This is a genomic window from Pseudomonas sp. MUP55 (genome assembly GCF_034043515.1).
Classification (GTDB): Bacteria; Pseudomonadota; Gammaproteobacteria; order Pseudomonadales; family Pseudomonadaceae; genus Aquipseudomonas.
The window spans coordinates 2,062,261-2,077,858 of record NZ_CP138214.1; the positions used below are offsets into that span (position 1 = coordinate 2,062,261).

12 protein-coding genes are annotated in these 15,598 nt (G+C 63.5%); all 12 read right to left on the bottom strand.

Translation table 11 applies throughout. The annotated features are described in order from the left end of the window. Positions 1 to 22 precede the first annotated feature (22 nt). Positions 23 to 1,432, bottom strand: a complete 1,410-nt coding sequence (locus tag SC318_RS09385) for a lipid II flippase MurJ (RefSeq protein ID WP_320430534.1) — start codon at positions 1,430 to 1,432, stop codon at positions 23 to 25. Beyond that, on the bottom strand, positions 1,432 to 2,865 hold the full coding sequence (locus tag SC318_RS09390) for an O-antigen ligase family protein (protein WP_306492395.1): 1,434 nt from the start codon (positions 2,863 to 2,865) through the stop codon (positions 1,432 to 1,434). Before SC318_RS09390 ends, SC318_RS09385 begins: the two co-directional genes overlap by 1 nt. Next, positions 2,862 to 3,965 (bottom strand): glycosyltransferase family 4 protein, encoded by a 1,104-nt coding sequence (locus SC318_RS09395; RefSeq protein WP_320430535.1) that lies wholly within the window; start codon positions 3,963 to 3,965, stop codon positions 2,862 to 2,864. Before SC318_RS09395 ends, SC318_RS09390 begins: the two co-directional genes overlap by 4 nt. Further along, positions 3,956 to 5,173, bottom strand: coding sequence for a glycosyltransferase family 4 protein (locus tag SC318_RS09400; protein WP_320430536.1), 1,218 nt, complete (start codon positions 5,171 to 5,173; stop codon positions 3,956 to 3,958). Before SC318_RS09400 ends, SC318_RS09395 begins: the two co-directional genes overlap by 10 nt. An 8-nt stretch (positions 5,174 to 5,181) precedes the next feature. Next, on the bottom strand, positions 5,182 to 6,510 hold the full coding sequence (locus SC318_RS09405) for a cellulase family glycosylhydrolase (RefSeq protein WP_320430537.1): 1,329 nt from the start codon (positions 6,508 to 6,510) through the stop codon (positions 5,182 to 5,184). Next, complete coding sequence (locus tag SC318_RS09410) at positions 6,500 to 7,690, bottom strand: glycosyltransferase (protein WP_320430538.1); 1,191 nt, start codon at positions 7,688 to 7,690, stop codon at positions 6,500 to 6,502. The genes SC318_RS09405 and SC318_RS09410 overlap by 11 nt, the downstream gene beginning before the upstream one ends. After that, positions 7,690 to 9,681, bottom strand: a complete 1,992-nt coding sequence (locus SC318_RS09415) for a GumC family protein (protein ID WP_320430539.1) — start codon at positions 9,679 to 9,681, stop codon at positions 7,690 to 7,692. Before SC318_RS09415 ends, SC318_RS09410 begins: the two co-directional genes overlap by 1 nt. 14 nt (positions 9,682 to 9,695) lie before the next feature. Continuing rightward, complete coding sequence (locus SC318_RS09420; protein ID WP_320430540.1) at positions 9,696 to 10,472, bottom strand: polysaccharide biosynthesis/export family protein; 777 nt, start codon at positions 10,470 to 10,472, stop codon at positions 9,696 to 9,698. A gap of 29 nt (positions 10,473 to 10,501) precedes the next feature. Further along, on the bottom strand, positions 10,502 to 11,413 hold the full coding sequence (locus tag SC318_RS09425; protein ID WP_306492402.1) for a glycosyltransferase family 2 protein: 912 nt from the start codon (positions 11,411 to 11,413) through the stop codon (positions 10,502 to 10,504). A 1-nt stretch (position 11,414) separates the two neighbouring features. Then, complete coding sequence (locus SC318_RS09430; protein WP_320430541.1) at positions 11,415 to 12,875, bottom strand: mannose-1-phosphate guanylyltransferase/mannose-6-phosphate isomerase; 1,461 nt, start codon at positions 12,873 to 12,875, stop codon at positions 11,415 to 11,417. Then, complete coding sequence (locus SC318_RS09435; RefSeq protein WP_320430542.1) at positions 12,875 to 14,314, bottom strand: undecaprenyl-phosphate glucose phosphotransferase; 1,440 nt, start codon at positions 14,312 to 14,314, stop codon at positions 12,875 to 12,877. Before SC318_RS09435 ends, SC318_RS09430 begins: the two co-directional genes overlap by 1 nt. A 534-nt stretch (positions 14,315 to 14,848) precedes the next feature. Continuing rightward, complete coding sequence (gene inhA / locus SC318_RS09440; RefSeq protein ID WP_320430543.1) at positions 14,849 to 15,529, bottom strand: isonitrile hydratase; 681 nt, start codon at positions 15,527 to 15,529, stop codon at positions 14,849 to 14,851. Positions 15,530 to 15,598 lie beyond the last annotated feature (69 nt).

Consider the following 15,598-nt stretch of genomic DNA (forward strand, 5'->3'; position numbering starts at 1 on the left):
TTAAGTCTTCCCGAACGATCATTCACGCCTTGCGCCATGGCTTGAGCCACAGCCCCATACCCAGCAACACCACGGCGCCTGCCAGGGTGCTCAAGCCCAATTGCAGCCACACGTCTTCGATTCGAAACAACACCAGCGCCGCCAGCCCCAGCAGCCCCGCGCTGAGCAACCATTGCCGCGCCCAGGGCAGGGCACCGAGCAAGGCCTGGCGCTGCATCAGCAGCAGCGCGGTGCAGAGCACGCCCGCCAGCGCCGACAAGGGGATACCGACCAGGCCGAACGCAAACGGCAGCACGCCCAGCAACAGCACGTTGACCAGGCTGCCCAGCAGCTCGCAGCGCAGCGGCTGGCGCGTATCGCCGGCGGCGTAGGCATAACGCGCGAGCAGGGCGTTCCACGCACCGAACACCAAAGGCACGGCAAACCCTGCCAGCAACAGCGGCAGCGGCGAGTCCACCGACTGGGTGGGCAGCAGCAGCACCACCAGGCTCGGTGCCGCCGCCACCAGCCCGACGCCGGCCGGCAAGGTCAGCACGCTGGCGGTTTCCAGGCCGCGCTTGAGCAGGGCCAGGCGTTCATCGCCCTGGCGTCGGCTCATCATGCCGAGCAGCACTTGATTGAGGCTCATCAGCGCAATCAGGGGCAGATTCATCAGCTTGCGCGCCAGGTTGACCCAGGTCACCGCGCCTTCACCCAGCAGCGACGCCACCAGCCGTTCGATCAATGCCAGGCCCTGGCTGGCGCCATTGCTCAGCAACAGCGGGCCGATGCGCTGGCCCAGCTCCCGCAGGGGCGCGAGCGACAGCTGCACGCGCCACGGTCGCCAGCCCAGGCGCCAGATCGACGGCAGCAGCGCCAACGGCATCAAGCCACTGCCGATCAAGCACGCCAGCGCAAGGGTATGCGGCTGGCTGGCGGTGCCGGCCAGCGCGAGGTAAATCACCGGCGGCAGGTTGAACAGCAGCGAACCCAGCCCCGCCAGCACAAAGCGCTCGCTGGCCTGCAATGGCACACTGAACAGCGCATGCAGCAGCAGGCCCGGCACACACCACGCCACAATCTGCAGATTGCTGGCGGCCAGCGACGTGGCGCTGGCCGCCAACCCCGGGCCGAGCACTTGCACCAGCCAGGGCGCCAGAAGCATCAGCAGCAGGCTGGTGAGCAGCGCGATCAGCATCAACGCGGGGAACAGCACCGCCAGCCAGCCCAGGCGTTCGCCGTCCTGGCGTTGCAGGTACAGCGGCAGCGCGGCGGCACTCAACACGCCGCCGGCCAGCGACATGCGCAGCGCCTCGGGCAAGAACAGCGCGATCAGGAACGCATCACTGCGCTCTCCCGCGCCCCAAGCCGCCACCAGCAACCACTCGCGCGCGAACCCCAGGCACAGGCCCAGCAGGGTCGCCACGGTCAGCCATACGGCAGATCCGAGCATCAGGGACGCGCGCCATCAAGCAGCGGCTTGCGAAACACCACCGCTTTGACCTGAGGCAGACGTGCCGGAAACAAGCGGCGCGCCTCCAGTACGTTAATCCCCACCATCAGCCAGAACAGCGCCACCATCACCACGGCAAAACTGAAGTAGTGGTCAAACAAACCGCTGACCAGCGCCGACAGAATCCCCGCCGTGCTGCCCAGCCACAGGGCGTTGTCCTTGGTCAGGCGGATCGGGCCCTTTTCCGGCCGCGCTTCACGCCACCAGCGCACGGTCACCGCGATAAACAAGAGCATGCCGACCACGCCGGTCTTGTAGATGAAGTTCAGCCACAGGTTGGAGATCCCCAGCAAGTGCGTGCCCGGTACCGGCGGGTCGACCTTGAAACCGATGCCGAACGGATAGGCCGCCACGGCCTGCGGGAACATGCGGTATTCGTCGAAACGCACTTCGGTACTGGCGTTGCTCGACGAGAAAATCGTCGCCAGGCGTTCCTGCAGCGGCGGGTAAGCCATCACCAACGCCACGGTCAACGCCGCGCCGATCATCAGCAACCGCCCGGTGTAAGGCACGCGCCGCGTGGCCAGCCAGATCAGCACCAGCGCCAGGCTGACCATCGCCCCCCGGCTGCTCGCCAGCAGCAACGCCGCCGCCCCCAGGCAGGCCACGCCCAGGCCCAGCGCGCGTTTCCAGCCCTGCTCGGTCATGCCGTAGCAAAAGGCCAGGGGCAGCAGCAGCGCCATAATTCCGCCGATGGCATTGGGGTGCATCCACGGCGAGCCCATACGCGAGGACATGGCTTCCAGGCCGAATTTCAACATGTCGAAGTTGCCGTAGTTGAGCAGCGCCAGGATCGGCGCAATCCCCGCCCCGGAGCGCGTGCGCACGAACACCGCGATCGACATCACCAGCATCGCCAGGGTGCCCAGCAGCAAGGCGATCACCAGGCTTTCGCGGCGCTTGTAGTCCACCAGCAGCTTGGCTGTGAGAAATACCCCCGACAGGTTCAGCAACCAGCGCAGCCAGTTGGCCACGCCGCTGCTTTCGGCGTGGATGCTGACCTGGCCGACGATAAACGGGAACACGCTGAACAGCATCAGCCACAGCAGCATCTGGTCGGTGGGGCGGCGCGCCAGGCGCGGCGCGTCCGGCAGACGTGACAGAAAGCTGTGCCACAGCACCGCCCCCCAGGTCAGCGCGAGAATGGCTTCGCTCACCGTACTGCGGATACCTAGATTGAGCGTGGAGTAGGGCATGAACGTGGCGACCAGGGCGAACAGCAGCAAGCCCCAGAATGGAAAGCGCAGGATGGTCACGGCCGCCGCCAGTCCGATCACGGCAAGAAACGCCTTGGCCGGTGACAGCGCCAGGGCGACTACGCCAAACAGCACGCCGAAGAGGATTGCGACGAGGCTTGCCAGGGAGAGTCTCATTTCAGTTCCTCGATCAGTTCGGCCAGGCGTCGGCGATAAGCGTGTTGGTTAAAGCGTTCGGCCCATTGGCGGTGTTGTTCGGGCGTGGCTTCATCACCGTGCTCAGCCAGGTTCAGCATCAGCTGTACCAGTGCGGGGCCATCGGTGGGTGAAAAGCGCGGCGCCGACGGCGGGGTGATTTCGTCCAGGGAGGTGCCACTGGCCACGGCCACGGGGGTGCCGACGCTCAGCGCTTCGATCACCGGCAAACCGAAGCCTTCAGCGTAGGAAGGCTGCCACACACGTGACGCCTGGCGGTACAGTCCCTGCAACTCGGCGTCGGAAACGCCACTCAATGCGCGAATGCCCGGCAGCGTGCGCTGGGCTTCAGGCAAGTGCTCAAGGCTGCCCACCAGCACCAGTTCCGGCACGCCGGGGGATTGGCGCCGCGCCTGTTGCCAGGCATCCACCAGAAACGGCACGTTCTTGCGCAGTTCACGGGTGCCGACCAGCAACCAGAACTCCGTGGGCAATTGGCGCGCGGACAGGTCCGCCGCAGGTTCGTTGAAGCCCTCCACCTGATTGGGCAGCACGCGAATCTTGCCCGCCGCGTGGGGAAACAACCGCGCGGTCTCGTCGGCGCTGTAGTGCGACGGCGTCCACACCCGGTCGGCACTGCGCACGGCATAGGCAATCGACAGGCGGTCAGTGGTCTTGTACACCCGCGCCTTCAGGCGGCTGGCGTGGTAGTTGTCCAGCGTGATCTGGAACAGGTCGTGCAGCAGCACCACGGTGCGCAGACCCTTGGGTTTGGGCGGCAACGGCAGGCCCATGTTGAAGGTGCTGATGTACAGGTCGATGTGCTGTTCGCGCAGGGCACGGGGCAGGAAACCAGCTTCGAAACGCAGGCGATTGTGTGGCTGGTGCATCGCCGTTTTCGCGCAGCCCCAGGCCGGGCAGTGTGCCTGCAAGCGAGTCTCATCGCCCAGGGGCGCCACGGTAAACCGCACCAGTTCGATGTCCGGCACGCTGCGCAGGGCGCTTTCCAGCGCATACACCTGGCGGCTGATGCCCGATTGCGGTGAGGTGCCGACGGTGCGGTAATCCAGGCCTACGCGCATGCGGGCTCCTTTTGATTGAGCGGAGAGAGGCTGGCGTACACCTGTTCCAGTTGGCTGGCGGCAACGCTCCAGTCATGGGCGCGCCGCACATAGGCTCGCCCGGCTTCACCCATCGGCGCGGCGGCTTCGGGCGACTGCAGCAGGCGCACCACGGCGTCCGCCAGGCCGACCGCGGTTTGCCCGCCGAGATAGTCCAGGCCATCGACCAGGTCCAGGCCCGACACGCCCTGTTCGGTGCTGGCCAGAGGCAGACCGGCGGCGAGTGCTTCGAGCACCTTGAGCTTGGAGCCGCCGCCGTGACGCAACGGCGCGAGAAACACCGAGCAGGTCGATTGCAGGGTCAACAGGTTCGGCACAAAACCTTGCCACTCGATGCGCGGGTCCTGCCAGCGTTCGCGCCAACTGCCGGGCATGCCGAAGCCGCACACGCTCATACGCGCCTCGGGGCAACGCTCCCAGACTCTGGGCAGAATTTCATCCAGGGCCCACTCGATGGCATCCACATTGGGCGCGTATTCATAGTTGCCCAAAAACAGCACGCGGCGGGCGGACGGGTCGGGGCGGGCGCCGGCAAAATGGTCGCAGTCCACGCCATTGACCACCACCGGCACCGGTTTGCCGGCAATCTTTTCCAGCACCTGCGCATCGCTGTCGGTTACCGCCACCACCTGGGTGGCCTGGCGCATCACGCGCCGCTCCCAGCGCGTGTAGCGCCATTGGTCATAGCGAATGAACGGCAGCGCCCAACGTGGCAAGCGGTCGTAGGTCGCCGCGCCGAGCGCCGACTCAACGTTGTGTTCGGTCAGCACGAAGGGTTGGGATTTGCGCGCCAAGGCATCTTCATAAGGCTGGAAGGTGTAGGTGTGCTCGATCTGCACCACGTCCCAGTGTTCGTTGAGCAACTGGTTGAACCTGTCCTGCAGCGCCCCCGACAGACCATTCACGCTGGCCAGCAATGGGTAAGGCGCAAACAGCCCGGCCACCAGGGTTTTCACGCTGCGCAGTGGGCGGCGGGGCAGGATGATCAACTGCTCGAGAAACGCCTCCAGCACCTGGCGATCGGTCAGCGACACCGCCTGCTTGTCGTGCAGCAGCAAGGTGATCCGGTGCCCACGCGCCGCCAAGCTGCGCAGCAGGTGGAACTGGCGCGTTTTGCCGCCACTGGTGGCGGGCCAGGGCGAGTAGGGCAGGATCCATAAAATGCGCATGGCGGACTTCAATCCCATAACAGAATTTGCAGGTTCGACTTGACCGGCACGGTCAGCCCATTGGTACCGCTGACCGGTGTTTGTGTGCCGCGCAACGGGTCGTACAGGGTGGCGCTGGTCAGGCCCGGCAAGTGTGCGTTACCGCCGCGTGCCGACCAGAAAAACCACAGCTTGCGGCCATCGGCGCGGGTCCAGCCGATGCTGAACAGGCCGTCGGGCGACTGGTCGGCGGCGGGCGGGTCGCCGGGGGTCAGTTTCGGCCCGCTGACGTCGAGGAAATTTTTCAAGGCGGTGTAGACCGGCTTGGGCTTGGCGTCGATATCGAGCAAGCCGTAGGCGCGGTCGCGCACGCTGGCGCGCTGGTCGAGGTCGCTCAGGGTGAACAGAAAAATCTTGTCGAAATCCAATGCGCTCATCAGCGCCAGGCGGCGTATCACGTAGTCGGCCTGGCCCTGTTGGGTGATGATGTCCTGAGCTTCCTTGGGCCCGGTGTAGTTCGACCAGCCCCACTCGGTGCTCCACAGGGTTTTCACGCCGCTGGCGCGCAGCTTCTGGTTGAGCGCGGTGGTCTTGGCCACGAAGTCGAGGTTGGCCGGGTCGTTGCCTTCGGGCAGTTGGGTATAAGGGTGGTAGGACATCACCGTATTCAGGCTCGGCACGCCGAGTGCACCGAGGGCGTCGAGCATGGTCTTCCCGTTGGGCATTTCGCTGAAAAACGCCATGCCGGCCGCCACCACCGGTTTGTTCGGGTTTACCGCACGCAGTGCGGCGGCGGTGGTGCTCAGCAGCCTGGCATAGCCGGCCGGGTCCGCCGCCGGGCGCCAGAAGCCCAGCAGGTTCGGCTCGTTCCACACCTGCCAGGCGTCGACGCTGGGGTAGCGCTGGGCCAACAGGGCCATGCGAATCGCAAATACATTCGGATCCTGCGGCGGGTACTGGTCCTGATAGGGTGCACCCGCCGGCGCGGTGGTGATAAATGGCGCCGAGCCGACCAGGTAGAACACCGACTTGAGCTGATTGTCTTTGAGCTTGGTGACCAGTTCATCCAGGGTCGCCACTTGATATTGGTCGGCGACCGGCTCCAGCCGATCCCAATGCAGGTCCAGGCGCACCCACTCCAGGCCCAGTTCCTTGAGACGGTCGATCTGCAGTTGGTAACGCTCGGGGCTGAACCACAAAAACTGCGCATTCACCCCCAGGAAGTCCTTCCACACCACCACCTTGTTGCCCTTGAGCACATGGTTCTCGGCGTCGGCCGGGCGCCCCCAGATAAAGGCGGTCAGGCCCAGGGCCGCGATCAGCGCAAGGGTGGCGAAGTAGGTACGTTTACGCGCCATACGGGGCTCCCTCTATGGCTTGCTCGAACAGCTGCGTAAAGCGCTGCGCGGTCAGCGGCCAAAGGCGTTCGCGGCCGATGGCTGCGGCGCGTTCGGCCCAGTCCTGGGCCAATGCTGGTGTACGGGCCAGGCGCAGCAATTGCTCGCCCAGCGCGGCCACATCGCCTTCGGGGAAGATCGCGCCGTTACCGCTGGCAACTTCTTCGGCAAACGCCCGGGCATCGGAGGTAATCGCTCCGCGCCCACACGCGGCGGCCCAGGACAAGGCGCCGCTGGTACCGCGCTGACGGCCGAGCAGGCCGAGTTTTTTCGATTCGCGATACGGCAGCACCATCACATGGTGGGCCTGGATCGTTTGGGCAATTTCCTCGGCCGGCAGGTTGAGCCGCCAGTCGATGGAGCCGGCCAGGCCGAGGTCGGCGATCTGGCGGTTCAACTGCTCCAGGTAATTACCGCCTGCGCCAAACGCCATTTCGGCGGCAGTGCCACCGGCCAGGGTCAGGCGCACACGGTCACGCAATTGGGGGGCTTGCTTGAAGACGTCGGCCAGGGCCTGCAGCAGGTCTTCAATGCCTTTGCCACGGTAGATAAAACCAAAATACAGCAGGTGCAGCGTATCGAGCGGTGGCAGCGCCACGGCTGCGATGGTCAGGTTGGCGTGGTTGATCACCGCCACTTTGCCGGCAGGCAGTTGCATGCGCTGGCTCAGACAGTCAGCGCCCAGGCGGGTGAGGGTAATCAGCCTGGTCAGGCCACGGGCGACGTGGCGTTCCTCGCGCAGGGTCAAGGGGTCTGCCAGCACCACTGCCGCCTGCGGCAATGGGCTGGGCAGGCGCTCCAGCAGGTTGAGCGGGAAGGGCAGTTGCTCGCGCCGCCATACGATCCGTTCGGGGTCATGCACGGTGGCGGTCAGCGGCAGCTTCGGGTAGGCCTTGCGCAACTCGCGCAAGGCCAGGAACTCTCCGAGGCGCCCGCCGCCCAGCTCAGCGTGGACCAGGTCCACGCTGCGCCAGTCGAATGCGGCGACGGCCTGCTTGATCGCCGCGCTCGAGCCTTCCACGCCGTTCAACGGTGTCACCACCGTCACGCCCAACTGTTCCAATGCCGTCTTGAAATGGTTCGCGTAATCGGCGATCCCATTCTTTTCCGGTGGCAAAGGCGCGAGCAGGGCGATGCGCATCAGAACGCCCCCCGGTATTTGGCGATGGTCTGCAGCACCTTGGCCGGCACTTCGAATTTACGCCGGTTGATGATGATGCCATCGACCTTGCCGAAGGCCGTGTTGAGGATCGACAGCGCATGCTCCACCACGGGCACTGTGCTCTTCTGGGCTTCCACCACCAGCGCGATCAGGTCGGCGCGCCGCAGGTTGACGAACGCATCGCGGTTGTCCAGCAGCGCGGAGGCATCCAGCAGCACCACTTCGCCCGGCTCGGCGGGAGCAGCCCCGCCGACGCGCACGTTGATGCCGTTTTCCTGGAGCAATTGGCGCAGTTGTTCCACCACGAAGGTCACCCCTTCACCGTGACGCGCCGAGGTCAGCCCAAGGGTCAGGCCACGTTCGGCCACGCGGTCCAGCTGCAGCAGGCCGTACAACCGGTAGATGCTCGCATTGAACGCATTGGTGCCTTGCGCGGTGCTGGTGTCCAGCTCCGGCAGGGTGGTCCACAGCGGCAGGCCGAACTTGCGTTCCACCAGGCCGCCATCGTGAATGCGCTGGTCGAGCAGGTAGCACAGGTAGATCACCAGCAGGCCGACGACGATGGCGAACGGAATCGCCAGCAACAGCATCAGCAGGGTTTTGGGGAAGATACGGCCTGGGTTCAGGGTGGCTTCTTCGATCACCGCGATGTTGCTGATCTGGCTGTTATCCAGCTCACGGTCGATACGGGATTTTTCCAGGTTGTCCACGTACAGCGCGTAGTTACGCTCGGTGGCGCTCAACTCACGGGACAGGCGCGCCAGCTCCGGTTCAATCTCCAGGGCCTCCTTGCGTTGCGCTTCGAGGTTGACCAGTTGTTTCTGCTGTTGCACCAACTGGGTACGCAACGCCAGGTTGTTGCTGGACTCATCGAGCAGCACGCGCTGCAGGTGGATTTCCAGGGTATTGGGCGCGCGGTTTTCCGAGCTTTGCACGGTGTTGCTTTCACTGGCGACCTGCGCCTGCATTGCCCGAATCGACGCATCCAGGGCTTTGACCGGCGGCGCGTTATCGGTGTAGGTGCGCATCATGTCGGCTTTTTCCAGCAGCTTCTGGTTAAGCAGACGACGCAGATCCTGCTGCTGCGGGTTCAGCGCAATCTGGCGAACCGTGGTCACTTCCTTGGGCTGGGTCTTGAGCTGGGTACGCGTGCTGTCAAGGGCGCTGTCCGAAGAGGCGATCAAGCGCGTGGTGTTGAAGGTCTCGCCGCGCAGCACATTGATGCGCTCGGACAAGTCTTCCAGGCGATCGGTGATGCTCGCCGCGCCGATCTGGTTCAAGTGGGCAAGGATCTGCTCCTTGTAGCTCTTGATTTCGGTGGCGCTGTTGGACACCTGGCCTTCATAGAAGGCGTACAGGCTCTTGCGCCCCAGGGCCTGGGTGCGTTCATTGATGTAGGTTTCGACCCAACTTTTGACCACCGCCTGGGCGATCTCGGGGTCGCCCCATTTGAAACTGATGTCCATCACCGTCGACCCGGCCGCGTGGCTGACTTCGAAGTTCTTCTCAAGGCTCGCGGCCAGGCGCTCCACCGGTGTGGTCTGTTCAATGACGCCCACGGTTTCCAACACCACGCGCACGCCGTCGAATACCGCGCCAACAGCGTTTTTGACGTAGTACTTGGTGCGTTTCCAGACGCCTTCCGGCGGCGGCATTTTGTCGATGACTTCCAGGTAGTGTTCGGCCACCGCACGCACGATCGGGCGACCGGTCAGCAGGCGTTCCTCATCGACAATCGGGTCGCGCTGGGTGCTGGGCATGACCAGCGCCTGGCGGTTGCTGATCTCGATCGGCAGCGTCGAGTCACGCCCCGGCTTGACCAGCAGGCGCGCGGTGGATTCGTACTTGGCGGGCAGCAGGAAGGCCCCCAGCAGAATGATCACCAGCGCCGCGATGGCCGCCAGCTTGAACTCATGCCGGAAGATGAAGAACAGGCGCAGAAGATCGCGAAAAGAACGGATCTCGATCATGGGATGTCGCTCCTTTAGTTACTGCCGCCGCTGGTTCGGGTGTAGTTGTAGCCAACCCCGATCGACTTGGTGAATGGGATCAGTTGGTTCAGGTAGGTATCCACGCCCTGGATGCGCTCGCCCACATTGGATTTGGGCACGAACACCACGTCACCGCGTTGCAGAGGCACTTGTTTGCGCCCGTTGGGACCGGTCTTGAGGTATTGGCTGAAGTCCAGGAAGTAGGCGCGATAAGTGCCCTGGCTATCCTCGCGCAGCAGCGCAACCATGCTGGCGTTGCCCGCCGGGTTGACCCCGCCGGCGCCGACAATGGCTTGCTCCAGGGTGTTGGCCGAGGCGATCGGCACCGTGGACGGGTTGTTCACCGCGCCGCCGACGATGATCGAATTGCCCGGCGCCTGGTTGATGTTCACCGTCACCCGCGGCTCGCGATACACCGGCGCGAGCTTGTTGCTCAGCTCGTTCGCCACTTCGCTCGGCGTGCGTCGGGCTACCTGGATCGGGCCCAGGAACGGGTAGTTGATCTTGCCGTCGGTTTGCACCGTGTACAGCGTCAGCTCATAGATCGTGCTGACGTTGAACGCCGACAGTGTCGGCATTTCCCCGGCATCGCGCACGATGCGCAACTGATCGCCGATGCGGATGCGTTCCACCGCCGGCGGTAGCTGGGCCAGTTGGTCGAGGGCGCGCTTGCCGTCCTCGACGGTCTTGCCGTCAGGCGCGACGATGCGTGCGGGTGTATTGCAGGCGGCCAGGGCCATCATGGCCAGGACGAGCAGGGTTCGTTTCATCAAATAGGACTTCCTGTAGGTCATGATGCTCACCTCCAATAACCGGGGAACATGCTGATGCGCCGCTTGAGGGCGAGGGGTAGCCGACGTTCCTGATGGCCCAGCCGATAGCCGAGCAACTTGAACGCGCTGCGCACCAGTACTTCGGGTACGCGGTGCAATGCACCGGCTGCGCGCAACGCCGCGAGTTCAGCCAGTACATAGCGTTTACCTTCACCGCCGGCATCGCCAAAGGCCTGGCGTATCCACGGTTCGCGACCGTAGAACACGCCAATGTCGAAGTAACGGTGAAACTCATCCATGAGCCGGTAATCGTGGGAGTGGTACACCTGCGCGGAGGCGGCGTAGCGCACGGTGTAGCCTTCGATCAGCATGCGTGCCGCGACGTAAGCGTCTTCGCTGCCGATCACGTCGGCGGGAAAGCCACCCACGGCGTGCAGGGCGCTGCGCCGGTAGGCGGAAAACGAGTCGGAGCTGAAACAGGTCTTGATCCCCAGTTCCGGCGCATCGGCCAGGCGCTTGCTGCGGCTTTGGGCCGGGTAATTGAAGTGTCGGGACTGTGCGCCCAGCACACCGGCATCCGGGTGCGGCAGCTGACGGCCATAGGCCACGCCATTGAGCGGATCCTGCTGCAATTCGGCGATCAGGTTGGCGAAGGTCTCGGGGGTGGCGGGAATGGCGTCCTGGGTCATCACGATCAGGGCATCGCCGCTCACCTGTTCACTGGCCCAGCGCCGCGTGCCGCCGTGGTTGAAGGTGCGGGCGTCGATCACCTCGACCCGTGCGCCGTAGTCGCGAAAGCGCGCCACGGTGTCATCGCTGGACGCGCTGTCGACCACCAGCATCTCGTCCGGTTGCAGGGTTTGCATCTTCAGCGCAGGCAGCAGCCGCGCCAGATGGCTGGATGCATTGCGCGTCGGAATGATCAGTGAGGTGCGCATGTCACTTCTTCACTTCGGCAGGCGCACGCCCATAGATGTCATCGAAACGCACGATATCGTCTTCGCCCAGGTACTCGCCGCTCTGCACCTCGATCATCACCAGGTCGATGATGCCGGGGTTGGTCAGGCGGTGTTTGTGCCCGGCCGGTATATAGGTGGATTCGTTGGCGTTGATCAGGAATTCGCGCTCGCCGTTGGTGATCTGCGCCGCGCCGCTGACCACCACCCAATGTTCGCTGCGGTGATGGTGCATTTGCAGCGACAGCGACGCCTGGGGCTTGACCACGATGCGCTTGATCTTGAAGCGGCTGCTTTCCTCCAGCACGGTGTAGGTGCCCCACGGCCGGGTGACGGTTCGGTGCAGGCTGAAGGCCGGATGGTTCTGGCGCTTGAGTTCGGCCACGATGTAGCGCACGTCCTGGCTGCGGTGCGCGTCGGCGATCAGCAGCGCGTCGGGCGTGTCGACAATGATCAGGTCACGCACGCCGACGGCACCGAGTACGCGCTTGGGCGAGTCGATGTAGCAGTTGTGCACGTCATGCAAAATCGCTTCGCCATTGACCTGGTTGCCCTGGGCATCGCTGGGCGTGAGCTGGCGCAGGGCTTCCCAGGAACCGATATCGCTCCAGCCGATGTCGCACGGCACCACGGCCACTTGGCTGGATTTCTCCATCAGCGCCACGTCAATGGAAATGTCCGGCGCGCTGCCGAATGCGTCACTGTCCAGTTCGCGCTGGCGCGAGGTTTTGTTCTGCAGGAGCTGGCTGTGTTCAAGGGCCGCACGTGCAGCGATCAGCACGTCGGGCGCATGGGTGCCCAGTTCATCCACCAGTGTGCTGGCCTTGAAGCAGAACATGCCCGCGTTCCACAGGTGTTTGCCGCCGTCGAGGTAGGCTTGCGCGGTGGCCAGGTCGGGCTTTTCGACAAAGCGTTTGACGCGGTTGCCCAGGCGCAGCGCTTCGCCTTTTTCGATATAGCCAAAACCGGTCTCCGGGTGGTCGGGCTGAATGCCGAAAGTCACCAGGTAGCCCGCTTCGGCCAGGTCGCGGGCCTGCGCGACGGCGTCGGCAAATGCGGTTTCATTGAGCACCAGGTGGTCGGCGGGCATCACCAGCAGCTGCGCGTCGCCACCGAAATGCTCCTGCACATGCAGCGCCGCCACGGCAATCGCCGCTGCGGTGTTGCGCCCGAAGGGCTCAAGCAGCAGATCCAGGGGCAGGTGGGCCTTGTTGACCCCACGGTAGTCATCCAGGGTGCGAAACAGCAGGTCGCGGTTGGTCACCGTGAGTACGTTCTCTACACCAGGCAGGCGGGCGGCGCGCTGAAAGGTTTTCTGCAGCAGGCTCTGGCCGTCGCGCATGCGCATGAACGGCTTGGGCATGTTCTGCCGCGATACCGGCCACAAGCGTGTGCCCGAACCACCGGAAATGATGCAGGGAATTAATCCGTTGAGGGTATTCATCAATAGACTTCCTTGGTGGAAAGGACGGCCGGGACCGTCATGAAAACGATGTACAAGTCAAACCACACCGACCATTTGGAGATGTACTCCAGGTCGTACTCGACGCGTTTCTGGATTTTGAACAGGGTGTCGGTTTCGCCCCGGTAGCCGTTGATTTGCGCCCAGCCGGTGATGCCTGGCTTGACCCGGTGCCGAGAGCTGTATTCGCTGACCGCCACTTCGAAAGGAACGCCCGCCGCCTTGGTTGCCGTGGCGTGGGGGCGTGGGCCGACCATGGACATGTTGCCCTGCAGGACGTTGAACAACTGCGGCAGCTCGTCGATGCTGGTTTTGCGGATGATGCGCCCGACGCGGGTGATGCGCGGGTCCTCGCGGGTGGTCTGGCGCTCGGCGGTAAAGTCGCTCTGGTCGGTGAACATCGAACGGAACTTGAACACGCGGATTTCATTGTCGTTGTAGCCATAGCGGTTCTGGCGAAACAGCACCGGGCCTTTGGAGTCGAGCTTGATGGCGATGGCCGTCAACAGCATCACCGGCGACAGCACCACCAGCGTGATGCTGGCCAGCAGCAGGTCTTCGCAGCGTTTGATAAAGGGCGACCAGCCGCGCAGCGGTAACTGCGAGGTGTTGAACATCAGGATGCCGCCCACATCGGTGATGCGGCTGTGGCCGTAGCGCAGGGCGGCCATGTCCGGCACCAGCATCACGTTCACCGACATCTGCCGCAGGCGATTGACCAACCCGTGGATGCGCTGCTCGGCGGCCCAGGGCAGGCAGATCATCACTTGGTTGACCTGCTCGGCGCGGATCAGCTTTTCCAGGTCACGGGTATTGCCCAGCAAGGGCAGGCTGCTCAGTTCCTTGGGAATGCGTTCGGTGCGGTCGTCGATGAAGCCAATGAGACCGGAGCGTATATCGCCATTGCGTTGCAGGTGGTCGGCGACGTGCACGGCCGTGTCGGTGAAACCCAGGATCACTGTGCGTTGCAGGAATTTGCCCTTGCGCATCAGGTTGCGGTACAGGCGCAGCATCACCAGGCGTTCAAGGCAGAACAGCCCAAGGCTGGCGAAGTACCACACCACCAGATTGCGCGGGTTCAACTGCGGGAACACCTGCAGGATCTGGTACATGAACAGCAGGATGCAGAACGCCGACGACCAGGCCACGATATTGGCGCGCAGGCGCAAGCGGTTGCTGAACAGCTCTTCGGAATAGATGCCCAGGGCCTGGAACAGAATAACCGTCAAGACCGCGAAAAACAGCAGCAGCCCCAGAAAGTGCGAGCGCATCTCAGGGTCCATCGGGTCGAGGAAAATCGCCAGGACCAGCGGTGGCAAAATGGCGGTCAGTCCATGGACCAACTTGACAAAAACAACAAAAAACTCAACAAAGCCGGCCCTGGTCAGAAACAAACTGACAACTGATGACTTCTCGCGCATACAAACATCCCTCATTGCACACCAAGTTCGCTCTGCGGCCGCTCAATTGAGCAGGCATCGCGCTACATCTGGTTAAAACGCAACCATCCATCCAAGTGAAACCATCCAAATGAAGGAAGTTTTGCGGGGCTAGTGGCTAAAGGAGGTTCCCTTTGTGGCTTAGTCAATAAGTTGACCATTTTGCGAAGGTTGCATTATAGGCATGTTAATTTGAGTTTTGTGTGCCATTTTGTTGACGTTCCTTGTTCTGTCACCCGGCGGTGGGATGTGATTTGGAGTGTAGGAACAAATGTCAGAATTTTCCTGTTTGAGGGGAAAAGGTTTTTTGGCGGGGGGGCGGTAAGAGGGGACGCTGAGGGGCTAAATGCTTGAAGCGGCGGACGTATGCACAGCTGGTAAGATCGTTCCCACGCTGCGGCGCAGGAATGCGGTCCGTGACGCTCTGCGTCATCTGTGTGAGGGGGTGGCGGGACGCCGAGCGTCCCAGGGGGCATTCCCACGCAGAGCGTGGGAATGATCATCGACGGGATTAGATCAACCCAATCGGGCCGCTGCCCGTGCGGTGATCTCGCCACGCACCTTGCGCGATTGCGCCGTGCGTTTGTTGGCTTCGGCCAGCACATGCGCCGGTGCCGTTTGTGGCCGGCCCGCATCAAAGGGCGGCGCCGGTGCATATTCGATTTGCAACTGCACCAGTTGCGCCGCCGCTTCGCTGTACAACTCCGCTGCCAGGGTCAGCGCAAAGTCGATCCCCGCCGTGATGCCGCCGCCGGTAAACAGGTTGCCGTCGCGCACCACACGCGCTTGCACCGGGATCGCGCCCAATGGCGCGAGCAGGTCGTGGTAGGCCCAGTGCGTGGTGGCCTTACGACCGCGCAGCAAACCCGCCGCGCCCAACACCAGCGAACCGGTGCACACCGAGGTCATGTAGCGCACGGTTTGCGCCTGGTCCCGGAGAAAGTCCAGCGTGGCCGGGTCCTCCATCAACGCGCCGACACCGGCACCACCGGGCACGCACAGCACATCCAGGTTCGGGCAGTCGGCATAGGTGATGGTGGGCGTGAACACCAGGCCGGTGCTGGAGGTGACCGGCGCCAGGTCCTGCCACACCAGGTGCAGCTTCACGTCCGGCAGTGAACCGAGCACGTCATAGGGGCCGGTAAGGTCCAGTTGCTGGATGCCGGGAAATAGCACAAAGCCGATATGCAAGGTCATGAATGAAGCTCCAATAAAAGGGGTGGACGGCTTCACTTTAGGGGCCTAGGCTTTGGCGCATACGCCATT